The sequence below is a fragment of the Kluyvera sp. EC_51 genome, from assembly GCF_019584505.1.
Lineage (GTDB): Bacteria > Pseudomonadota > Gammaproteobacteria > Enterobacterales > Enterobacteriaceae > Kluyvera > Kluyvera sichuanensis.
On sequence record NZ_VDAG01000115.1, the window covers coordinates 191,669 to 215,816 of the forward strand.

General features: G+C 44.2%; 20 protein-coding genes and 1 pseudogene. 10 read left to right on the forward strand and 11 right to left on the reverse strand.

What is annotated here, in order from left to right; genetic code table 11:
* The first annotated feature begins 75 nt into the window (after positions 1–75).
* Positions 76–1,392 carry a site-specific integrase gene (locus tag FHC49_RS22890; protein WP_045269869.1) on the forward strand — a complete coding sequence of 439 codons (1,317 nt, stop codon included), beginning with the start codon at positions 76–78 and terminating at the stop codon, positions 1,390–1,392.
* 4 nt (positions 1,393–1,396) lie between these two features.
* On the forward strand, positions 1,397–2,011 hold the full coding sequence (locus tag FHC49_RS22895) for a Fic family protein (RefSeq protein ID WP_255581444.1): 615 nt from the start codon (positions 1,397–1,399) through the stop codon (positions 2,009–2,011).
* On the opposite strand, the gene FHC49_RS22900 is transcribed toward FHC49_RS22895, so the two are convergent.
* On the reverse strand, positions 2,008–2,163 hold the full coding sequence (locus tag FHC49_RS22900; RefSeq protein WP_001225594.1) for a hypothetical protein: 156 nt from the start codon (positions 2,161–2,163) through the stop codon (positions 2,008–2,010). The two genes, FHC49_RS22895 and FHC49_RS22900, sit on opposite strands and share 4 nt — an antisense overlap.
* 128 nt (positions 2,164–2,291) lie before the next feature.
* On the opposite strand from FHC49_RS22900, the gene FHC49_RS22905 reads away from it, so the two are divergent.
* From FHC49_RS22905 to FHC49_RS22920, 4 genes are all read left to right on the forward strand, one after another.
* Positions 2,292–2,732: a hypothetical protein gene (locus FHC49_RS22905; RefSeq protein ID WP_000459847.1), complete on the forward strand. Its 441-nt coding sequence runs from the start codon at positions 2,292–2,294 to the stop codon at positions 2,730–2,732.
* A gap of 341 nt (positions 2,733–3,073) precedes the next feature.
* On the forward strand, positions 3,074–3,304 hold the full coding sequence (locus FHC49_RS22910; RefSeq protein WP_000982619.1) for an AlpA family transcriptional regulator: 231 nt from the start codon (positions 3,074–3,076) through the stop codon (positions 3,302–3,304).
* A 115-nt stretch (positions 3,305–3,419) separates the two neighbouring features.
* Complete coding sequence (locus tag FHC49_RS22915; RefSeq protein WP_000481743.1) at positions 3,420–4,844, forward strand: YfjI family protein; 1,425 nt, start codon at positions 3,420–3,422, stop codon at positions 4,842–4,844.
* Between the two features lie 125 nt (positions 4,845–4,969).
* Complete coding sequence (locus tag FHC49_RS22920; protein WP_023294607.1) at positions 4,970–5,596, forward strand: inovirus Gp2 family protein; 627 nt, start codon at positions 4,970–4,972, stop codon at positions 5,594–5,596.
* A 72-nt stretch (positions 5,597–5,668) separates the two neighbouring features.
* Here FHC49_RS22920 and FHC49_RS22925 read toward each other — a convergent pair whose 3' ends face one another.
* Positions 5,669–6,163, reverse strand: coding sequence for a hypothetical protein (locus tag FHC49_RS22925; RefSeq protein WP_006809979.1), 495 nt, complete (start codon positions 6,161–6,163; stop codon positions 5,669–5,671).
* Positions 6,164–6,197: 34 nt separating this feature from the next.
* Positions 6,198–8,813, reverse strand: a pseudogene (locus FHC49_RS22930) (type I restriction endonuclease subunit R); the annotation flags it as partial.
* Between the two features lie 373 nt (positions 8,814–9,186).
* Here FHC49_RS22930 and FHC49_RS22935 point away from each other — a divergent pair.
* The 4 genes from FHC49_RS22935 (at position 9,187) to FHC49_RS22950 (ending at position 15,444) form a co-directional block, all read left to right on the forward strand.
* The gene (locus FHC49_RS22935; protein WP_181539117.1) at positions 9,187–10,338 is read left to right on the forward strand and encodes a capsule biosynthesis protein; all 1,152 of its coding nucleotides are present in this window, start codon (positions 9,187–9,189) and stop codon (positions 10,336–10,338) included.
* Between the two features lie 25 nt (positions 10,339–10,363).
* Complete coding sequence (locus tag FHC49_RS22940) at positions 10,364–12,037, forward strand: polysaccharide biosynthesis/export family protein (protein ID WP_104652377.1); 1,674 nt, start codon at positions 10,364–10,366, stop codon at positions 12,035–12,037.
* 111 nt (positions 12,038–12,148) lie between these two features.
* Positions 12,149–14,173, forward strand: a complete 2,025-nt coding sequence (locus FHC49_RS22945) for a capsular polysaccharide biosynthesis protein (RefSeq protein WP_220440929.1) — start codon at positions 12,149–12,151, stop codon at positions 14,171–14,173.
* A 29-nt stretch (positions 14,174–14,202) separates the two neighbouring features.
* A complete protein-coding gene (locus FHC49_RS22950; protein ID WP_220440937.1) occupies positions 14,203–15,444 on the forward strand; it encodes a capsule biosynthesis protein in 1,242 nt (413 codons plus the stop codon).
* A gap of 125 nt (positions 15,445–15,569) precedes the next feature.
* Here the strand turns inward: FHC49_RS22950 and FHC49_RS22955 are convergent.
* The 8 genes from FHC49_RS22955 to FHC49_RS22990 form a co-directional block, all read right to left on the reverse strand.
* Positions 15,570–16,267 (reverse strand): IS1 family transposase gene (locus FHC49_RS22955; protein ID WP_223433957.1). Its coding sequence is split into 2 segments (ribosomal slippage): positions 15,570–16,018 and positions 16,018–16,267, totalling 699 coding nucleotides; the frame shifts between segments, so codons are not numbered across the junction.
* 155 nt (positions 16,268–16,422) lie between these two features.
* On the reverse strand, positions 16,423–17,760 hold the full coding sequence (locus tag FHC49_RS22960) for a hypothetical protein (RefSeq protein WP_220440930.1): 1,338 nt from the start codon (positions 17,758–17,760) through the stop codon (positions 16,423–16,425).
* Positions 17,761–17,828: 68 nt separating this feature from the next.
* The gene (locus FHC49_RS22965) at positions 17,829–19,232 is read right to left on the reverse strand and encodes a glycosyltransferase family 2 protein (protein ID WP_220440931.1); all 1,404 of its coding nucleotides are present in this window, start codon (positions 19,230–19,232) and stop codon (positions 17,829–17,831) included.
* A gap of 43 nt (positions 19,233–19,275) precedes the next feature.
* Positions 19,276–20,973, reverse strand: a complete 1,698-nt coding sequence (locus FHC49_RS22970; RefSeq protein ID WP_220440932.1) for a stealth family protein — start codon at positions 20,971–20,973, stop codon at positions 19,276–19,278.
* Between the two features lie 117 nt (positions 20,974–21,090).
* Positions 21,091–22,203, reverse strand: a complete 1,113-nt coding sequence (locus tag FHC49_RS22975; RefSeq protein WP_220440933.1) for a Stealth CR1 domain-containing protein — start codon at positions 22,201–22,203, stop codon at positions 21,091–21,093.
* 24 nt (positions 22,204–22,227) lie between these two features.
* Positions 22,228–22,893, reverse strand: a complete 666-nt coding sequence (locus tag FHC49_RS22980) for an ABC transporter ATP-binding protein (protein WP_220440934.1) — start codon at positions 22,891–22,893, stop codon at positions 22,228–22,230.
* Positions 22,890–23,666, reverse strand: a complete 777-nt coding sequence (locus FHC49_RS22985; protein WP_220440935.1) for an ABC transporter permease — start codon at positions 23,664–23,666, stop codon at positions 22,890–22,892. Before FHC49_RS22985 ends, FHC49_RS22980 begins: the two co-directional genes overlap by 4 nt.
* 382 nt (positions 23,667–24,048) lie before the next feature.
* Positions 24,049–24,148 (reverse strand): IS1 family transposase (locus tag FHC49_RS22990; RefSeq protein WP_000641146.1); only part of this gene is annotated, 100 nt, incomplete at its 5' end.

Below are 24,148 nucleotides of genomic sequence, written 5' to 3' on the forward strand. Positions count from 1 at the left end.
ATCCTTACCTGACCCGTTACCTGACCCGAAATGGGCATCGGGTCAGGTAACGCTTATCCTTAGAAAGGTAAACTCATGGCCGCTAATCTTACCGAGACTGCTATACGTGGATTGAAGACAAAAAGCACGGCGTACTACGTATGGAGCAACAGCGCTCAACGTGGTACTGGCAGGCTTGGCGTTAAGGTTCAGCCTTCAGGCAGCAAAGTTTTTTATTTCCGTTACTACGTTGAGAAAGGGAAGAAAGAGAAGTTCATCCAGTTGGGCATCTGGCCTGAGATGAAACTGGTGACGGCCAACGAGCTTGCGAAAAAGTATGGTGCCTGGCTTGTTGAAGGGAAAGAACCCCAGCAAGAACTTGAGCAACAACGCCTGGCCGAGCAGCACATTATGCAGATCCATCGCTCTCAAGGATCGTTTGAGGAGCTGGTGCATGGCTACGTTAACAAGATGAAGCTCGACAATAAGCGGACCTGGGCTGATGTTCTGAAGCGCCTTGAAAAAGAGTGTTACACGGTTATCCCTCGCGAAACTAAAGCGAAAGATGTAACACCTCTTCAGGTCAAAACCATCCTCTCAGGCATTATCCAGCGTGATGCGGTAGTCCATGCAAACCGCATTCGTTCCTACCTGATGGCGGCATTTAACTACGGCCTGAAAGCCGATAACGATCCGATGAATACCAGCGTGGGTATTACGTTTGGTCTTGAAGTAAATCCGGTATCGGCCATACCGAAGCAGTCCTCGGCGGAGAAAGTGGGTGATACATGGTTAACGCTGGAAGAACTGCGTTTTGTCATGGAGCAGTTCGCACAGGCCACTAATGTTGGGCCGCTGATGCAGCATCTTATCCGCTTCTGTGTCTATGCTGGTGGACAGCGCCCGTTTGAAATGATTGCCAGCCAGTGGAGTGCTATTGATTGGCAACAGAAGACGTTGCTGGTCATAGCCGATGTATCGAAAAACAAGCGTGAGCACCTGATCCCGCTGACTGAATCGGCACTACAGGAATTAGCCTCAGTTAAAGAGCTGACTAAGGAAAGTAACAGTCCCTATATTTTTCCGTTATCAACGAACGGTGAGCGCCCAGTGCGCACGGATAGTCTGGCGCGTTCCATCATGTATTTTCGGGCCTTTAATCCTGAGTTTAAAGTTTTCACGGCGCGAGATTTACGCCGTACCTGTAAAACGCTGATGGGGGAGGCGGGGATCAGCAAAGAGATCCGTGACCGTATTCAAAATCACGCTTTGAACGACGTTAGCTCGAAACACTATGATCGTTATGATTACCTGCCTGAAAAGCGTAGGGCGCTTGAGATCTGGGAAGACCGGGTTAATAACTATCAGCGGCAGCATGAAAACAACGTTGTGAACCTGTTTGGGCGGAGGTAAGGGCTTGTCAAAATATGAGCTTAATTCAGCAGAAGAGCGATATCAGCCAGGCTCAAACGACCTAGTGCTTGCCAATAAGCTGGGGATCATTGATGAGCAGGAAATGGAGGCGCTGGAGTCTGGCTTGCTGCTGATGTTGTATGAGCAGCTATTTATTGAGGGCCAGCCGCCTGAGGCGCTGGCTTTTGAGCACGTCAGCAGGTGGCATCGCCAGTGGCTAGGGAATGTGTACGATTGGGCAGGGAGGCTACGTAACGCTAACCTGACTAAGGACGGCTTTCAGTTTGCGGCTGCCGACAGGATTCCGCTGCTGCTTGATGGTTTCGAGAAGCAGTTTCTTTCTCGGTCTGGTGAACTGAAATCCCTGGCTCGTCCGGAGCTGGTTCGTTATCTGGCTGAATGTCATGTGGAATTTATTTTGATCCACCCATTCAGAGAAGGTAACGGGCGTCTGTCGAGATTGCTTTGCGATGTGTTGTCGGTACTGGCGGGGAAGGGCTTATTGGACTACAGCCTGTGGGATGAGCACAAGGTGTTTTACTTCAAGGCAATACAGACAGGTGTCTCAGGGAACTACAGCCCTATGATGCAGCTGATGAGCGATATCTTGCCAGACTAGCGGGCGAGGCCAACGGCTTTCGCCTGTGCCTGATTTTGTTTCAGTTGCTGCTCAATTTTTGGGATAGAAACACCCGTTTCGATTGCAGTTGAACTGGCAACGGCACGGAGGATTTTTGCTTTAGTTACTTGAGATGATGTATGTTTTCTCATGAAAAATTTCCTGATGGCTGCTGCTAGTATTGTAGGTGTTTGACGATAGTTTGGTCCAGTTAAATTCACATTGCTTATCGTAATTTTTTTTGGTTGCAAGATGTTTGTTGATTTTAAAAGGATAAAAAATGTTTGATAAGTCTGATTTGACACGAGAAAATTTTGAGGAACTACTGAGGATAAATAATGCTTTAAAAAGCGAAAACAGTAATCTTTTAGATGACATAAAAAAGTATCATAAAGATATGGAAAACTTCCTTGTTGATAGAGGAAATTTCATCAAAGATATTGAAATGCTTAGAAGTGAAAATAATGAGTTGAAAAAAGGGTTGTCAAATAATGGCGCGACATCAAAAGTTAAAAGCTCTGTCCCAAGAGCAGGAAAGGCAACAGTAAATGCAATTTATCTTCTCATTAAAGCTCACTATGGAATGGATAAGTTTGTTGCAAAGGATTTAATTAAAAAATTCGATTCCATAGCAAGGTCACATGATATTGTTTACTCCTTCCAATTAAAGACTGTTGAGTCTTGGTGTACAGAATTCAAAAAAATGGATGCTAAACAGTAATCTCTTTAAATCTGAGAGTTACTTATCAGTACGCTTGTAATTCTCAGGTAATACAAGGTTCTTGAATTTATTGAAAGTCGTTTCAGCAATCATCCTTCAGCTCTTCTCCAGCATGAATCTTTCACATATTATTTCTGTGATATATGGTTTGCTGTGTGCAATTTATCTCAGTCATATCATAGCACCCCTTAATAAGGGAAAATGCATGCATGGCATAACCTGTTGATAGTAAAGTTTTTTATTTTGTTTTAAGTTCTCTTTTCCTTAATGAGAATCGTGAATGTTGCGCACGTATCTTGGCTCGACCATTATAATTTCACGCTATCAACAAGGAAACTCAAATGATGCCTTTCAAGTTAACAAATGAACAACGTATAAAAGTATTAAGAGATTATGGTGAGACTTGCGATCGATTAGTACGAGAAAAAGAACGGCAATATATTACTTCAATTTCCCGCTCTACCGCGTGGAAACTGGAACAGGTTGGTAAGTTTCCGCTACGTAAGCCTATTGGCCTGAAATCCTGCGGATGGCTATTAAGTGATCTGCTCTATTGGATCAATGAACGTTAGTTTCAAGGGAGATCATTTTCTGAGTGACCCGCGTTAACCCTGCTACTTCCGCTATTAATAGCGGAATAGCAAATTGTGCGGGAATTTTTAACGTGAATTGTATTAGAGGTGTTATATGTTTAACGGTCGTCCTTTCCCTGTGCATGTGTTCCCGCAGATCATCAGAAATGCTGTATATGAAGCGGAGCAGCAGACCCAGGCTCCCCAAGCTTTGATTGCTGCATCGGTATTGGGAGTAATTTCGCTTGCCTGCCAGAACCGGATTGATGTGTGCAGATTGAATAATCTGCGCAGCCCTGTATCGCTTTTTTTACTGACACTGGCTGATTCTGGTGAGCGCAAAAGCACTGTGGACAAACTACTGATGAAGCCAATGTATCAACTGGAAGAAGAATGGTCTAAAAAATATACCCAGGACCTAATTGTCTGGAGGAATGAAGAAACGGTTTTTAATATTGAAAAGAAAGCACTGATGTCAAAATTGAAATCCGATATTCGCCGTAATAAAGATCACTCCACAACGAATGAACGGCTGAAAGTGTTACTGGCTGCGTCTCCAAAAGCACCGGTCCGGTTAAGGCAGATATACAACGATGCCACACCTGCGGCGATAAAAGACTCTCTCTGTGGACGCTGGCGGTCCATAGGACTTATGTCTGATGAAGCTGGCACTATTTTTGACGGCTATGCGCTGAATGAACTGCCGTTCATCAATAAAATGTGGGATGGCGCAATGTTTCCCGTGGAAAGAAAAAGCGAGCCAGATAAATTAATCAAAGATGCCAGAATGACGCTGGGGTTGATGATTCAGCCTGATGTGTTTAAAAAAGGGTATCTGGAACGAAAAGGCGATGCCGCGAAAGGGATCGGATTCTTCGCCCGATGTTTGATATGTCAACCGGGTTCAACACAGGGCAACAGGCAAATTACCAGTCCGGTTGTCTCAAATGAGCATCTGCCGGTATTTCATCAACGACTGATAGACATTGTTAATGAGAGCATTGCGAGAAATGAGGAAAATGAGCGTCAGTGTCTGCGTTTCTCTCCCGAAGCAGAAAAACACTGGCTCGAATTTTATAACAAAGTCGAGTCAGAAATGGGGTTGCTTGGCTTCCTGTCTGATTTTAAGGATTATGCATCTAAAATGGCGGAGAATATGGCGAGGCTTGCTGCCTTACTACATTACTTCAGTGGTGATGAGGGCGATATATCTATTGCCGCTGTAAAAGCAGCAGTGGATATAATGGCCTGGTATATTGAAGAATACATCCGTTTGTTCTCCAAAAAAGAAAAGTTTTCTTTAGATGTTGCGGAAACAGATGAGCTTTACTGCTGGATAAAAAACTATTGCATTCGTTATTGTAAACCTTTTATTACGAAAAACACCATACTCCAATATGGTCCTAATAAATTCAGGAATCGTAGTAAAGCAAATGAATTACTCAGTACATTATTCTCTCAAAATAAAATCCTTGTAGGAAAAAAGGGGAAAACCACATTAATAGCTATCGCTGGCTTGAACTCCTCAACTTCATTCTGATTAATTGTTTTTAATTCAAGAGCAAAAATGAATAATTAGCCCAGTTCAGTTAATGGTTTGTTGTCATGATAGGTAATATATATTAAATCCATCACTTACTCCAATATCATCAAACAGGATGCTATATGACATACGATAGTGAATTCGGATCACACATATCCCTATATCGGGATAGAATCAAACAGGTTATTGAAGACTCCCTCAATGAACATCCTAACTCAATGATTCTTCGTGTTGATCTGCATGACCCAATTGATACAGAAGAAATAGATAACCCATTCTTTCAACCTAGGGTTGACTCTGCTGCTATATCTCGCTTTACCAGTGCGTTAAAAGCAAAGCTTGAACACGATAAGCATATTAAAACTCAACGGAAAGACTGGCCTGATACCCGACATTCAACCTTACGTTACGCATGGGTCCGAGAATATACCAAAAATGGAAAGCGGCATTACCATTTGATACTGTGCTTCAATCAGGATGCTTATTATCATGTAGGTGATTACGATTTAAACCGTAATACGATAAGAACAATGATAACAACAGCTTGGTACAGTGCGCTTGGCATCCCGATAGATAGCTCGGGGAAGTTAGTTAATTACCCGCCAAATGGCAAATACCTTCTCAATCGTAAAAGGGACAACTTTGAGCAGACTTATAGCGATTTGATGAATAGAGTGGATTACATGACCAAAGTAAGAACTAAAATAGTCGGTGATGGGGACCGTAATTTCGGCTGCAGTCGCGGGTAATTTATTTTTTACAACGATGGCCTTTCTTATGGATGGAAAGGCCAAACCCATCAGTTAAAGATGGTTGTTTTACTATAATCCAACGACCTCATCCCCGATATTAGTCAAAATCATTAATTCTTTAATCTCTCGTTGTGCCAACTGTAATTCAAACTGCTCTTGAATTAACATCCACTTCGACCAACTTCCACCGACTACATGCGATAACCGGAGTGCCATAGCTTTCGTCAGTGAAACTGAACCGTTCAACAATTCAACTATCTCTTGCTCGCGACATCCCATGTAAACCGAAAATTTATTCAGTCCTATATTTGATACCGCTAGTATTTCGGCCAGTTTAATGCCGGGATGATCAGGAAGTAAGGTCATGCCGTATTCATCCTGATAAATTCCATAAATAGAACAGCCAGTTTCTCTCAGTTCTCGTAAATTCTTCCCTGCAAACTTCAGCTCGTGTGAAAGCCCGAGAAACTCACCAGTAAATTCATATTCTGCTTCAGGCCTATGGTGGCATTTGATCAATGCAAATGCCGCCCCTACTTTTTCAACTGTTACAGTAACCGACATTGAACCACCTCCGTCAAGATAATCGATGAACGTTTTAGACTGTCCAGCTGTTCGACACCACTTCTGCCTGCTTCAAAATCAGTTCCACGGCGCCCGGCGTTTTGTCCGGCGGATACTTATACTTACGCAGCGTCTGGCGCACCAGAATACGCAATCGGGCACGCACGCTTTCACGCACCTGCCAGTCCACGGTGGTGGACTGCCGCAATTTCAATGTCACTTCGATGGCCAGCTTTCTCAGCGTATCATCGCCCAGTTCACGCACTGCACTTTCATTTTCAGCCAGCGCATCATAGAAGGCGATTTCATCCGGGGTCAGCCCTAACGCATCATCACGCGCTATCGCCTCCTGGAACGCTTTCGCCATCTGGATCAGCTCTTCAATCACCTGCGCGGTCTCAATGGCGCGGTTATTGTATTTGAGCAGTACGGCTTTCAGGCGGTCAGAATATTTCTTCTGCTGCACTACGTTATTACCGGAACGTGCATGAATCCCGTCATTGAGCAGTTTTTCCAGCAGTTCCACTGCCAGATTACGCTGCGGCATTTCCCGCACTTCTTCCAAAAACTCATCGGACAGCAAACCTATGTTCGGTTTATCCAGCCCGGCGAGTGCGAAGACATCCTCAACCCCGGTCGCGACAACCGCGTTATCGAGGATCTTGCTCAGCAGCGAGTTTTTTTCGGACTGGCTAAATTTGGCCTTCGGATCGAGCTTGATAAGCCCCACCCTGACCGCCGAAAGAAACGCGAACTCCTCCTGTAAGGGTTTCGCCTCATCCAGCGTATTACACAGTGACCAGGCTTTACTCATCGCCAGCGAAACATCGAGGTAGCGTTTTTTACCGTCATCCAGTCCCAGAATGTAGTTCACGGCATCACGCAAGAAGGCCAGCGGATCGCGGGAGAAGCCCGTGTAATCAAATCCCGGCTTACCCGCCGAACGGGCAAACATCCCATGAATGACATCCATTTTTTCCAGCAGAATCGCAAAGGCTTCCCTGGCATCGACCGTTGTCTGTCCTTTGCCTTTTGAATCGGTATAGGTTTTCAGCGCCTGCTTCAGCTCGTTAGCAATGCCGATATAATCCACCACCAGCCCGCCGGGTTTATCCCGGAACACGCGGTTAACGCGCGCAATCGCCTGCATCAGGTTATGGCCGCGCATCGGTTTGTCGATATACATGGTGTGGCAGCATGGGGCATCAAACCCGGTCAGCCACATATCCCGCACAATCACCAGTTTCAGCGGGTCGTTCAGATCTTTAAAGCGGGCTTCCAGGCGTTTTTTGGTCTGTTTGTTGTAGATATGCGATTGCAGATGGTCTTTATCTGACGCCGATCCGGTCATGATGACTTTGATCGCCCCTTGTTCAACGTCTTCACTGTGCCATTCCGGGCGGATCGCCACGATGGCATCGTACAGTTTCACGCAGATCTCGCGGCTCATGGCGACAATCATCGCTTTGCCGTTCATAGCAGCATTGCGCGTTTCAAAATGTTGAACCAGGTCAGCGGCGACCTGTTTGATACGCGGCTCTGAACCGACCAGCTTTTCCAGACGGCTCCAGTCGCCTTTGGTTTTCTCCTGCTGACCCGTCTCTTCGTCTTCTACCAGTTCATCGACCTGATCGGATAGCGTTTCCAGCTCTTCATGGTTCAGGTCGAGTTTTGCCAGCCGGGATTCGTAGTAGATCGGCACCGTTGCGCCGTCATCGACCGCATCCTGAATGTCGTAGATAGAGACATAATCACCGAACACGGCACGGGTATCTTTATCTTCCGAGGCAATCGGCGTGCCGGTAAAGCCCATAAACGACGCATTCGGCAGCGCGTCGCGCATATGTTTTGCGTAGCCGTATTTATAGACACCCGTTTGTCTGTCCAGCGTAGCGCTCAGGCCATACTGGCTACGGTGCGCTTCATCCGAAATCACCACGATGTTGCTGCGCTGATTGAGTGCCGGATGGCTCTGCTCACCGTCCAGCGGCGCAAACTTCTGCACGGTGGTAAAGATGATGCCGCCGGATTCACGGGCGTTGAGCAACTCGCGCAATTCATCTCGATCGTTGGCCTGTAGTGGCGTCTGCTTCAGCAAATCCTGTGCCTGGCAGAAGGTGGCGTATAACTGGCCGTCGAGATCGTTGCGATCCGTCACCACCACAATGGTCGGGTTGTTCATCTCCGCCTGTTGCAGCAGTTTCCCGGCATAGCAGCACATAGAGATACTTTTGCCGGAACCCTGGGTATGCCAGACGACCCCCGCTTTTTTACTACCGGGCTGAATATTACTGTGCAACGGCAGGTGTTTACCGGTCGAGGCCACAATCGTCGCCGTCACCGCTTCACGCACTGCATGGAACTGGTGATAGGCGGCAATCTTCTTAATCAGCCGTTTGCCGTCATTCTCAAACAGGGCAAAATAGCGGATATAATCGAGCAATAATTCACGGTTAAAAAAGCCCTGCACGACGGTTTTAAGCTGCCAGTCAAACTGCGGTTTGTCATTTTCGTTCGCCACCGTTTTCCACGGCAGGAAGCGCTCTTCATCCGCCGTGAGAGAGCCAATGCGCGCATTCTGCCCATCGCTCACCACCAGCGCTTCGTTACAGATAAACAGATCGCTCAATTCGTTTTTATAGGTTGTTAAAGCACCTAGCCTGTGGTAAAAAAGGTCAGAATAAAAAACATGTCAAATTACACAATTATTCATTTGATTGTATCAATACATTAGCTGTCCGGAGATGGCGGGTCAAGATCACGCCGCTTTACACCCCAACGCACGGGCTTTGGTTAAGGGAAATGACACGGGCTATACGTAAGTAGAAGGACATGGAACTGTCGACTCAACAGGCTCCAGCACACAAAAAGCTAGCAAAGGCGCAGGCCATTATTCTCAGTCATAAAAGCCACATCATCATCCCTGGGATAAACAAATCGGATTTCGATTATTACCGCGTTAGCAATTAAAGATCTGCACGCGCTGGCGGTACTCGCCAGAGCTTCTTAACGTTGAAAGTGAAATGTTTAAAGATAAAGTAAAGGAATTGGTCAGCACACTGCGTGCCCGCACCTGCAAAATCAATCTTGCCTGGATACAGCAGCATCTCGCCCGCATCATTATTGTGGCCCCTATGTCGTTGTTGGTTGTCTATCTGCTGATCTTCAGCCAGCCGCGCTATATGAGCGAATCCACGGTCGCCGTCAAACGACCTAGCGATATCGAAGGCAGCAGCCTCAACGTCGGCCTGTTGCTGGGTGCCTCTAACCCAAGCTCTGCGGAAGATTCCCTCTACCTGAAGGAATACATCAACTCGGCGGATATGCTGCGTGTGTTGAATAAAATGCTCAATTTCCACGATGCGTGGAGCCAAAGCGGGCTGGATTTTATCAACCATCTGGCGCAAAACACGACGGCCGAACAATTCCTTAACTACTATCGTGACCGTATCTCCATCACCTACGACGATAAGGCAGGGCTACTGGCTATTCAGACTCAGGGATTCACCCCAGAGTTCGCCCAGCGTTTCAACCAGGCGGTGCTGAAAGAGTCTGAGCGCTTTATCAACGAGCTGTCGCACCGTATTGCCCGCGACCAATTGAACTTTGCGCAAGAAGAATTGCAGCAGGCACGCCTGCGCCTTGATAACAGCAAAGCTGAGCTCCTGGCCTATCAGAACAAAAACAACGTCCTCGATCCGGAAGCTTCTGCCGTTGCAGCCAGCACGTTAATCAATACGTTGATGGCGAAGAAAATTGACCTGGAAGCAGAGCTGCGCAATCAGCTTACCTATCTGCGTGAAGATGCCCCGCAGGTAGTCAGTACCCGTAACTCAGTCAACTCATTGCAGGCGCAGATAGACAAAGAGCAGAGCAAAATTACCGCGCCTGGAACCAACAAGCTCAATAGCATGGCTGCCGACTTTGAAGAGATCAAAGCCCGCGTCGCCTTTGATACCGACCTCTACAGCATGGCGCTGAAGGCAATCGAGAAAACCCGACTTGAGAGCGCGCGTAAGTTAAAAGTTCTGTCCGTGATTAGCTCACCGCAGCTCCCTGAAGAGTCCAGTTATCCCAATAAACTCTATCTACTGGCTAGTTGGCTGCTGGTATGCAGCTTGCTGTTCGGCACGGTGAAACTGCTGCTTGCCGTCATCGAAGACCATAAAGATTAAAAGTAAAACGAGCATACAAGTGACCATGAAATTAGTGAAATCGGCGCTGGTGATTCTGGCATGCCAGGCCACCGCGGCCAGCGCAGTCGGTATCAGCGCCGATCCGAATCTTACCGGTGCGGCACCGCTACCCTCGATAATCTCGGGAAAAAGCGGCGAGACACCTGTCGTCTCTGGCTTTGACGACACGCCATCACCGCTACCAGCCGTCGAGAACAGCCGCATGTTCGGCGCCCAGTTGTTTACCGCCACCAGTGCTGCCGGAGGCACAAGCATCGGTTTTAACCCGAGCTATGTTATCGGCCTCGGGGACACCATTCAGGTACGCCTGTGGGGTGCTTTTAACTTTGAAGGCGCGCTGACCGTCGATCCGAAAGGCAATATCTTCCTGCCTAACGTCGGGCCGCTAAAAGTCACCGGCGTGACGAATGCCCAGTTGAACAGCCTGGTTGAAAGCAAAATCAAAGAAGTCTATCAGGCTAACGTGAACGTCTACGCCTCCCTGTTGCAGGCTCAGCCAGTCAAAGTCTTTGTCACCGGCTACGTACGTAACCCAGGCCTGTACGGTGGCGTGGCGTCTGACTCACTGCTCAACTACCTGAGCAAAGCCGGCGGCGTCGATAGCGATCGCGGCAGCTACGTGGATATCATCGTTAAACGCGGCACGAAAGTACGTTCTCGCGTGAATCTGTATGAGTTCCTGCTCAACGGCCAGCTTGGCCTGTCGCAGTTTGTCGATGGCGATACCATCGTCGTTGGCCCACGCCAGCACACCTTTAGCGTTGAAGGCGACGTTTTTAACGGCTACGACTTCGAATTTGCCAATAGCAGCATTCCGGTGACAGAAGCCCTGAGCTGGGCACGACCTAAGCCGGGTGCCACCCACATGACCATCATCCGCCAGCAAGGCACGATGAAGCGCAGTGAGTACTTCCCGCTGAGCTCCGCGGCAGGCCGCATGTTGCAGGATGGCGACAAGCTGATCATCAGTTCAGATCGCTATGCGGGCACAATCCAGGTGCGTATTGATGGCGCTCACTCCGGCGAGCACGCTGTAGTACTGCCATACGGCGCTTCAATGCGTCAGGTGATTGCGCAAATTCGTCCGAACAGCATGTCGCAGCTCAACGCCATTCAGCTCTACCGCAGATCGGTCGCCGAGCGGCAAAAAGAGATGCTGACCGTTTCTCTGCAGAAGCTGGAACAAGCATCGCTCTCCGCCCAGTCAGCCACTCAGGAAGAAGCTCGTCTGCGCATGCAGGAAGCGCAGCTAGTCAGCCGTTTCGTCGCTAAAGCCCGTACCGTCGTGCCGAAGGGTGAAGTCGTGCTTAACGAAGCGAATATTGATTCCGTTCTGCTGGAAGACGGTGACGTTATTGTCATTCCAGAGAAGAGCTCACTGGTGATGGTACACGGGGAAGTTCTGTTCCCGAACGCCGTCAGTTGGGAGAAAGGAATGGATGCTGATGACTACATCAAGAAATGTGGCGGCCTGACCCAGAAGTCCAGCAAAGCGAAGATCATTGTTATCCGCCAGAATGGCGAAACTCTGAGTGCCAGCGATGCTGGATCGCTAAAACCGGGCGACGAAATTATGGTTCTGCCGAACTACGAGACCAAGAATATCGAAGTTACGCGCGGGATTTCGACCATCCTGTACCAGCTGGCGGTCGCCGCGAAAGTGATCCTCGATTTTTAAGTCTGACCTTTGATGTTCACGCTCTCCCTGTGCTGACAGGGAGAGCGAACCCGACAACCTGGGCGATATTTTTTCACCATCCAACCCATCGAATTAGGGACATAGATATACATGCTGGGCATTTATTCCTCAGGCATTTGGCGCATTCCATTCCTCGACAATTTACTGCCGGGTAATCGCGTCAAGTTAAGCACCCGCGCGCCCATTCCGGAAGGGGTGACGGCGGTGGCTGTCTGGGGCTACCGCCCGAGCGCGCAAAAGCCGGTCGAGCTGGCGACAGAGGCCGGGCTACCGGTCATTCGACTGGAGGACGGTTTTATCCGCTCCCTGGGGCTGGGTGTAGAAGGTGCGCCGCCGCTATCGATGGTTATTGATAACCAGGGGATCTACTACGATGCCTCAACGCCCAGCGAACTCGAAGCATTAATTAAAGATAGCGCTGGCAACGCATGCCATCACCAGCAAGCACGCGACCTGATGAAGGCTATCGTCGATAGCGATCTCTCGAAATACAACAAGGCGCCACCATTTTCCCCTCCGGTTACGATGGCCCCTTGCGTTCTGGTGGTTGATCAGACCTTTGGCGATGTCTCGGTCAGTAAAGGCAATGCTGATGCTGATGCTTTCCGCCGGATGCTCGATACCGCCTGCGCGGAGAACCCGGACGCTGAAGTCTGGGTCAAGGTTCACCCCGACGTGCTGTGTGGCAAAAAAGCCGGGTACTTCGCCGGACTAAAAAACAACGCCCAGGTACGGCTGTTCGCTGAAGACGTTAGCCCACAATCGCTACTGCGCCACGTCAAACATGTTTATGTCGTTACGTCCCAGTACGGCTTCGAAGCATTGTTGGCGGGTAAGCCGGTAACGTGCTTTGGCCAACCCTGGTATGCCGGATGGGGGCTGACCGACGACCGCCACTCACAGTCTGCAACGCTCACCGCACGACGCGGTAACGCAACGTTAGTCGAGCTGTTTATCGCGGCGTATCTGCGTTACAGCAAATATCGTCATCCAGTGACCGGCAGCGCGAGCACGCTGGGAAGCGTCGTGGCCTGGCTAAGCCAACAGCGCCAGCATCGCCTTACCCGTACTGGAACGCTATGGGCTCCAGGGCTCAGCCTGTGGAAAAGTGCCATTCTCAAACCTTATTTACAGACCAGCGATAACCGGGTTCGTTTTGCCAGCCAATGCCCGACCGCCACGGCGTTGATCGCCTGGGGGACGCGCGGAGAAGCGCGATGGCAGCAGCAGGCAAAGCAACAAGGGCTGCCGTTATGGCGGATGGAAGATGGGTTTATTCGCTCGTCGGGCCTCGGCTCCGACCTGCTCGCTCCGCTGTCGCTGGTGCTGGATAAAACCGGTATTTATTACGATGCCACGCGCCCAAGCGACCTGGAAAATCTGCTCAATGCCAGTCAGCTGAGCCTAAGCCAACAGCAACGTGCGGATACTCTGCGCCATTCACTGGTTGCGCATAAGCTCAGCAAATACAACCTCGGCGAGGATTGGCAACTTCCGCCGCAGGCACGGGGCAAACGTGTGTTGCTCGTGCCGGGTCAGGTTGAGGATGACGCCTCCATTGCGACCGGCGCCCTGTCCATCAATACCAACCGCGATCTGCTGCGCACAGTACGCGAACGCAACCCGGATGCCTTTATCGTTTTTAAGCCGCATCCGGATGTCCTGGTTGGCAACCGTAAGGGCGCGGTCAGCGGTGATGACGTGGCGAAGTGGGCCGACTGCCAGGCTCTGGATGCCGATATTATTCAGTGCATTCAACACGCCGATGAGCTGCATACCATGACGTCGCTCTCGGGTTTTGAGGCGCTGCTACACGGTAAGAAAGTGTTCTGCTATGGCCTGCCATTTTACGCCGGATGGGGGCTGACTCATGACGAACACCACACCGACCGCCGAACTCGCCGGCTGAGTCTTACTGATTTAGTGTGGCAGGCGCTTATCGCCTACCCGACCTACATTCATCCGCAACGGCTGGAGCCGATGGCGGTTGAAGAGGCGGTACAGTGGCTACGCAACGCGCCACGTGGCGAGATGAAGGTGAGCCAAAAGAGTATTGGCCGCCTTGCCAGGCAATATCGAAAGTTGCAGATGTTTTACAAAGTGCGATTCGGCTGACGCCGTCGACAAAGATGCAAGGGAAAATGATGCATAACGCTACCGTAAAAAAACTGCTGGCAGGTAAAAAATACCTGCTGCTACAGGGGCCGATGGGGCCATTCTTTAACGACGTTGCAAACTGGCTGGAAACGCTGGAGCGCGAGGCTGTTAACGTGGTGTTCAACGGTGGTGACCGTTTTTACTGTCGCCAGCGTAACCACCTGACCTATCAGCAGACTCCGCAGGAGTTCCCTGGCTGGTTAAAAGAAACCTGGCAGTCCTACCCTTTCGATACGATTCTTTGCTTCGGCGACTGTCGCCCACTTCATCAGGCCGCTCGCGCATGGGCGAAGGCAAAAGGCATCCGTTTTCTTGCCTTCGAAGAAGGATACCTGCGACCGCACTTTATTACCGTTGAGGAAGATGGCGTTAACGCCTTCTCACCTCTGCCGCGAGATCCTGACTTTTATCGCGCACTGCCTGATATGCCACCCCCGCAGGTTCAACCACTGAAGCCATCCAGCGGTAAACGTTATGCCCACGCCTGCTGGTATTATCTGGTGAGCTGGCGCTCGCGTCATGAGTTTCCAGCCTACCGTCACCACAAATCGTTCTCCCCCTGGTACGAGGCCCGCTGCTGGACCCGCGCCTGGTGGCGTAAACACTGGTATGGTTTCAAGCAGCGCAAAGTCCTTGGCAAACTTCAAACCACGCTGGATCAGCGCTATTATCTGGCGATTCTACAGGTTTATAACGACAGCCAGATCCGCAATCACAGTCCCTATAACGACGTTCGCGATTATATCAACGACGTGATGTTCTCGTTCTCGCGCAAAGCGCCGATGAGTGAGTTTCTGGTGATTAAGCATCATCCGATGGATCGCGGCCACCGTCTGTACGGCCCGCTTATCAAACGACTGAGCAAAAAGTATGGTGTGAAAAACCGGGTGATTTACGTGCACGATCTGTCAATGCCGGAGTTATTAACGCACAGCAAAGCAGTAGTGACGATTAACAGTACGGCGGGGATTTCAGCGTTGATTCACAACAAACCGCTGAAGGTGATGGGCAATGCCCTGTACGACATGAAAGGCCTGACGTATCAAGGGCACCTGCACCAGTTCTGGACGGCGGGGTTTAAACCGGATATGAAACTGTTTAAGAAGTTTCGTGGGTACTTGTTGGCAAATACCCAGGTGAATGCAGTGTATTATGGTGGAACTCTAAAAATTGCGGAGGCAGAAGAGTCTCAGAGGGCTGTAACGATGGTTTCTCAGTCTCAGCCATAATTAGTAAAATTATAAAATGAAATTACAACCATACATTTATTTCACCAGTAAATATTAAACACCATAACAGGCATTGACTGGTAAAATTACAAAACATGCTGTGCATTCCTGGTAATGACTCCAACTTACTGATAGTGTTTTATGTTCAGATAATGCCCGATGACTTTGTCATGCAGCTCCACCGATTTTGAGAACGACAGTGACTTCCTGCCCAGCCTTGCCAGATGTTGCCTCAGATTCAGGTTATGCCGCTCAATGCGCTGCGTATATCGCTTGCTGATAACGTGCAGTTCTCCCTTCAGGCGTGATTCATAAAGCGGCCAGCCATCCGTCATCCATACCACGACCTCAAAGGCCGACAGCAGGCCCAGAAGACGCTCCAGCGTGGACAACGTGCGTTCACCGAATACGTGCGCCACAACCGTCCTCCGTATCCTGTCATACGCGTAAAACAACCAGCGCTGGCGTGATTTAGCGCCGACATAACCCCACTGTTCGTCCATTTCCGCGCAAACAATGACGTCACTGCCCGGTTGTATGCGTGAGGTTACCGACTGCGGTCTGAGTTTTTTAAGTGACGTAAAATCGTGTTGAGGCCAACGCCCATAATGCGTGCACTGGCGCGACATCCGACGCCATTCATGGCCATATCAATGATTTTCTGATGCGTACCGGGTTGAGAAGCGGTGTAAGTGAACTGTAGCTGCCATGTTTTACGGCAGTGAGAGCAGAGATAGCGCTGATGTCCGGCAGTACTTTTACCGTTACGCACCACGCCTTCAGTAGCTGAACAGGAGGGACAGCTGATAGAAACAGAAGCCACTGGAGCACCTCAAAAACACCATCATACACTAAATCAGTAAGTTGGCACCATTACCTGCATTCCTTAATAAATAATATTGCAATGTGCATTGAAATATCTCACATGGAATAATTAAAACCCAACTATAATTAATCATAAAAAAGAAAAGAACGATTTCAGTGGACTGTAAACCTCTCCCAATCTTTAACATTCTTACAATTAAGTTGCACTTGCCCATTTTTATTTGCAGTTAAATAAATGCCATGGAATGACAAACTTATAAAACCATTTTCAACCGGACTAGATTTAATAAATTTATTATTATTACTAACAAAATCCTTAAGATTACTTAATATAAAAATAGTTCCATCCGTAATTATTGGGAAAATAGAATCATCATTCTCAACAACTAATATCCCTTCACCTCCAACACTCATTATTTTTACTATTTTATATATACCAATAAGCTCTACGCAATCACTCGCATTTAACTGCCTAAGGGATTTTGAAATAAGATCATAAACCAAATAACATTCATGATGAGATTTTATAACCTTAAGGTTATAAAAAATATTTCTTTCTAACAATGAAAGCAAAGAGCCACTCTCTGCTTCATTCCCCTCATCAAAAGTTGACATATACATATAAATACTTCTTAATGCTGTAAAATCTTTAGACCTAAGGTAATTTCGGACAATATAGTTTAAGGAAGCAATAGCACCTTCTGATTTTATATTTGAATTAATGATAATTTTTGCAGTAACGAAAGGATGACTGATAGAAGCAATACGTAATAAATTATCTTGTCGCACAATACTATTACGTTTAATTTTGGTTATTATTCGTTTAAATAACTGCACATCCTTACTCAGAACTGCATCAACTAATGTTTTAACATTTTTTGTTCCAGCAATAGCCGTTGTAACATGATGTCTAACATATGGCATGGCTATAGGATGTACTTCACAACTTAGTTGATGGATTTTTGAAAAATGAAAACTGTCTACCCTATGCTTTGGATCATAAATCAAATATATATCCCCAAAGATATCCTCTTTTTCAATACGCATATTAAGCATTTCGTCAGTATAATACTTTCCATATTTATTTTTAATTCCCTGACAATCCCTAGGCGCTATTGACCATTGCGGACAACATGCAATTGTAGATGTTGTCATCAAAAGTCTTGAATACTTTATTGCAGCATAAGCCCCCATTGAACCACTATATGCGATACGAACTCCATACATAGAAATAATATCTTTACAGATATCTATAGCTTTACGCATAGATATTTCAGGATACCAATTCCTTGATTTAGGCATAAACCCAAGACTTGAGTATCCTAGCTTAGACGAAACAGTTTCCGCATATATTGAGTGTTCAAATGCCAAGGTTGTAGAATCACCGAAAGTAACAAACAAAAAATCACTTGTTTTTCTTTTGTAGATCACGATGACATTCTCATCTTCATACACAACCTTATTCTTCTCATCAAAACACAGTAAATCCATATATTTTTCGCAGCCCACGATATCTATTAAAAAAGAATAACAAAACAACTAATTAAATATCATTGAGTTTATTTTATATCAACTAACTCCCTCAACACATCTGAAAATGGCCCCTGAGAATCAAGAAACTCTTCCATTATTTTCTTGGCAGCCCCATGATTATTACCCAAGAACTTCGTCACATCATTTTTCGTTAATGACGAGTTAGAATACAAAAGATAAAGTTTAATCATACCGTTATATTCGGAAAATTTACTGAATTTACCAAAATCAACTTTTGTTAGATGCTTAGATCTCTTAGGGTCATTAGCTAACCGCTTAAAAATATTAAACTTTACATATTCCGCATTAGGAATGTAATTTATTACATTTTTCAGCATATCTATTCTCGTAGGATAGTCATCCAACTTAAATATTAAACGATCGGCTCCATCCACACTGGAAATACTAATATCACTTTGAATATTATTTTTTGTTTTAATATTGAGAAAGAATGCAACACTACCATCATGTAATGGCACAAGATTAGATGATAAGATTTCTATTTGATTATCGATAACAACCCTAATAGTTTTAATTTCAAAAGCTGATTTAATTCTAAATATGATTAGCGTGTTATTAGAAAAAATAATATTACCGGACACCCCCCCTTTGAGAAAAAACCTTTCCTTCATATCATCTACATTTAATTTAACCTCACCACTTAACTTAAACAAATCATAATTACACGTTGTTTGATTATTATATTTCTCAAAAAGCTGTATATCCGCATATTCAACATGAGCGCGATCCGCTTTCGCTTGAGATTTTCTTTTAATCCATTCACTTTTGGACTTAGTAAAATAATGATGAACTCTAGCATAGCCCCTACTTGGATTATTAAGGCAAATAGGCATAGGTCCATTCCATTTTGCTTCATTGAAATCATTATCTAAATATATACCAGTGTGAAGATCAACAATATGTGTTCGAATTTGATATACTGCTGATGGTTTAAATAATGATTTAACTCTACTAGTAACATTATCATCAGAGTATGTGAATCTGTATGTAACCAACTCATCCACAAATTCTTCATTTCCCGATGAGCCAAACATCAGCCATGGTACTGCAATTGCTGCTGCTGCAGGTTCTTTGTTTAATGCTGACCTAATAAAATCTTTCACGTTACCAAAATCTGTATACAAAAACTCATCAAGATCACAAATGAATGCCCAATCAAATCGAGCTGCATATTTTTCAAGAAAGTCTGCATATGCCGATCGCTGAGGAGCGATGGTATCCAAACGAGGCCAGAATACCCTATTAATAATTCCAGCATAATCAAGTTTTATTAGCAACTCTGAAGTTCCATCATCACTGTTATTATCATAAATAAAAACCTCATCAAAACCTAATTTTTTTTGATATGCAATCCACTCAAATATATATGGAAATTCATTTCTACAAATAGCACAAACAGCAGTTTTCATATTCAAACCATTGTATAATAAAAATTAACACATAAAATCATTTTTATTTTTCAAAAGATGATTTAAACGGAAAATAAGAATCAAGAAACTTTCGCGTAAGTTCGTTAGTTATTACCAACTTATCTTCAGTCACCCCTACATCATTAATACAAATTGTTTTATATTTCCTAGTAACAAAGACACCATTCAATTGAGCTTTAATACTATCTTTATAAAGAGCTAAATAACGATTTGATATATCACTCTGTATAGCTTTACCATCATAATATCCGAAATTATATTGCATAAAAGCAATTGGTCTCAAATCGGTTTTATTTCTAAATTTATTAGAGGAGCATTTCAGAAACTCTTTTTTGAACTTAGACTCAAGTTCATAGAGATAACTCTTAGAGCATGGATATGGAGCATGCTTCATAATCATTCTAGATGTTTTATTACTGTATTCATTCAGTAATAGTATTGCATTACGATCCGCTATCAAATACTCTTCTCTAGTATCATCAATATCGTACTCATATGCTCTAGCTTCTGATGGGAAAAATTTTAGTATACCGTTAGGATAGAAAAAATCATCTGGGGTGCAAAAACTTGCAAACATAAAATCATCATTAAGGTATAGAAAATGCTCTGAAAGCCCTGGGATATGATGAAGTTGAGTCTCAATACCACTAGAATTAAAGGTAGGTAAGTCATTCTTATTTGTATAAATATCCTCATGCTTAATTAATTTTATTTTATCTGATAATTCATTTAGCCACTCAGGGTAATGGCCGCAAGTGACAATGTATATGTTGCGAACAAAAGGAGCATATAGTTCCAAAGAGCGTAGTGAATAAAGGAGTTCATCTCTATTTCTAAATCTCTCATCTGAAAATGCTCTACCTGCATTATCCACATCCACATCCACATCCACATCCACATCCACATCCACATCTTGCTCTTGATATTCCCCTGTTCCTATAGTGGAATAAAGATCTTTCTGTACCTTCCATTCTTTATCATCACCATCGACCCAAGTATATACAACATCGATTGGGAATGTCACATCAGAAATATTATTATCATCATCAATATGATGGTAACTTTTCATATAATCATCGAAAATTGGAGTCCTCAAACGATGTATATATTTATTCTTCTCACAAATAGAATACATAGATTCAGAAGAGTAACCATCCAATTTTTTCCAAAGCATAAAGTGAATAATAGATGAGTAGTATATTCTAGTATTACTATTAGAATCATACCATTCTTTTTCAACACAAAGAATATCAAAACTTCCTTGTGTGTAAAAATCTTTTCTAGATATAGCTTCCTTGATGGAGTATATATTGTTTTTAAACCTAACAAAATACTTCTCATTATCTGAGAACCAAAAATCCAATAATTTAGAAAATATCTTAATATCACTGTGATTAATATGCATCCCATGCATCCATTTATCTGGAGCGGCACCAGTCATAAAAGTGATATTCATATTTTTACAACACTCACTCAACCTAGCATAGAAAACATCACCCATATTTCCCAGAGCTATTCTTGAATGAATATATTGCTCTTTAGTTTTCTTACCGATTATTTCTTTTGGTTTTGATGCGGTTTGTGATATTGGATTTTTTTTAACATCAGGATTGTTATTTTTTATAATCGACCTTAACTCAACACCTCTTTTTAAGAGAAAATCATGCATAAATAAGTTGGGTTTTGTAACCAGTTTTCTAAATTTCCTATAAAAAATCATTAATAAATCCTAATGTCTAATAAAAATATCTTGATTGATAGAATGACGTTAACCAGAAAACAGCTAAATTATTAACGCTATGTAAATAATTTAATTATTGCAGAGGGTTACTTACTCTCAGTCAACATTAGTTTTCTCATCATCCATAAAGTATGTTTTTAATTTCGCGATAAGTGGCAATTGATAATTAATAATGCTTTTTTTTGTTTCTGTGAAATCATTAGCACAAAAAGAATGAGGTGCATCTTTAGATGAATATTTAGTCAATGCTAAGTAATAAGTTTTAGCTACAGGAGAACGAATATTAAAATAATAACAGATATCTCTTGTAAAAATAGAATACCCAGAACAATATGTAAACCAAGGAACAAGAAATGTTGCAAGATTTAAATCGTCATTAGTTCTAAACTTATTACCTAAAAATGCATTAATCTCTTTATTATAAGTATTCCAAACCATCTCAAACATACTCTTCCGAAGAGGTACGTAAGTATGTACAAGAGGAATATCAATATCATAGCAGAATTTATTTCTCAAAATCTTTTTAGCATTAAAAGATGCACATAGTGTTGGAGTTATCACGCCACGACTCTTCATCTTCGAAAGACTCTTCTTAGAAATAAAAAGGGATGTTATTTTTTTATTTTTAAAAAAATGTCCAGGTAACAAAGGACGAGCGACAAAAACGTCGTCATTGAAATAGATGAAGTGCTCAGACAACCCATTAATTCTATGGAGATGAGCTTCAATTACGTGAGAGTTAAATGTAGGTAAAAAATCTTCTGATATAATATCTCTATGATCGACAATAATTACATTATTAAATTCACAAAGCCACTCAGGAATCTGAGAGTCTGTTACGATATATATATTTCTTACCCAAGATATATTTTTCCTCACACTCTTAATTGAAAAATATAACTCATCATGATTGTTAAATCTCGCATTATCAGAAGCATACTGCCCATGATTATGACGATCAATATCTTTATATTTATTTAATTTTAATTTCCACTCTGGATCATTATCATTAACCCAAGTAAATACGACATCTATCGGGAAATTAATATTAATATTTTTTTCAAACTCTAAATCATACTTTATAAGTATAGTTTCCTCTTCTTTTGGACATAATATTTCATTGTAAATCCTAGGGTATTTTTTATTAAAAAAATCACGAAAAAAAACCCCAGGTGAATGAACAAATTTTTTGATTTTCTTTAACAACACCCTAACATTCAATTTAAATACGCCCTATAGCAACTCATCTTTTTTATACATTTCGATTGCATCTAATGTTGAATCAAAATATTTAACAGAATTATTTCTTCCTATAAATATAGCTGATTCACAGTATTGAGCAAGAGACCCTAAACTATGTGATACCATAAGAAAGGATGATTCTTTATGCCTAGACTTAAAAATATCCTCACACTTCCGTTTAAATCTAGCATCACCTACCGCAGTAACTTCATCAACTAAATAGTAGTCAAATTTAAATGCCATACTCAAACCAAAACCTAATCGTGATTTCATGCCTGATGAGTAAGTTTTGATTGGCATATCAAAGTACTTTCCAAGCTCTGCAAAGTCCTCTACAAAATCAACTTTATCGTTTAATTCACTTCGTTTTGCATAAAGCCTAGCAACAAACTTTACATTTTCTCGTCCAGTGAGACTCCCCTGAAATCCCCCCGCTAAACCGACAGGCCAGGAGATCGTACTATTGGTAATTATTCGCCCACTATCGGGCCGATCAATGCCACCGATCATTCGCAATAGCGTCGATTTTCCGGCACCGTTACGTCCTATAAGCGCCACGCTTTTCCCAGTTGGCAACTCAATGTTGAGATCTTTAAATACATAGTGCCTTCCTTGCGAAGTTCGATAGGATTTTGAGAGGTTTTCAATCCGAATCATGATGTCAACATAGCCTCTTCACGGTTGCGATAGAGCGCGAGCCCCATAAAGAAAACAACCAGTGAGCACAGGGCCAGATAGTTAATACTAACGCCCTGGCTCACATAACCCGCGACCACAGATGAGCGGCTTAATTCCACAACATGTACCAGAGGATTCCATAGCAAATACGGCCAGTACTCTTTCGGAATCGCATGCAACGGGAACATAACGCATGAAATGAAGTAGAGGGGTTTAATAAATATGGGTAAGAACTTCTCTGTTTCCGGGAGAGTATTTCCCATGACCATAAAGATCAATCCAACACCACAAGAAAAGATAACCAATAAAAACCACGTACAAGCTAACGATAATAGGTTGGTGATTTCAAATTGTTCACCAGCCAGGCCAACCACGGTCATCAGTAAGATATAAACAGCGACATAGATAACTGTTTCTAGCAAAGCACGGGCAATAATTGTGTCGATAGGCTTTACAGGCCGATAGTTAAACAACCCCTGGTTGGCGGCGATTGCCCCAACGGATCGGACAGCAATATTGCTAAAAAGAAAGTAGGGGATAATGCCGTTCAGTAAAAACACCGGAAAAGAAATATCCGGCATCGTCCGATGCATGATGAAACCGAAAACAGCTAACAGGATCATCAGATGCGCGGCTGGCTCCAGGATCGCCCAGAGGTACCCTAATCGGTACTTGCCAAAACGCGTTTTGATCTCGCGCAGAAACAGCGCCTTTACGGCGGCCTGTTGTACTTCTAACCCACTTCTGGCCATTGATATTTGTTACCTTGGTGCGATTGAGCACGCTACCGCCTTTGGCTCTAGCAACCAGATTACTCAATGCATAAATTAGAATAGAAAGCGTCAGAACAATTAGCATGCTAATTGCCAGCTTAAAATAAGATGATTGCTTAAGGATAATTAGCGTATACGTCTGGATGATAAGAGGACTTAAGGGGGAAAAGTAAACTAGTGGTACATCTCCCTGATAAAACCACACATCTCTGCAATCAGCTACAAATTTAACCGCTGCATAAGATAATTTCTATAAGTTAAAAACTATTAATTATCGCGTATTAATCCATGATAACTATAAAAAACTCATTCTATAAAATTTAAACCATAAAAATAAACAAGTTAAGGTAATGACTCCAACTTATTGATAGTGTTTTATGTTCAGATAATGCCCGATGACTTTGTCATGCAGCTCCACCGATTTTGAGAACGACAGCGACTTCCGTCCCAGCCGTGCCAGG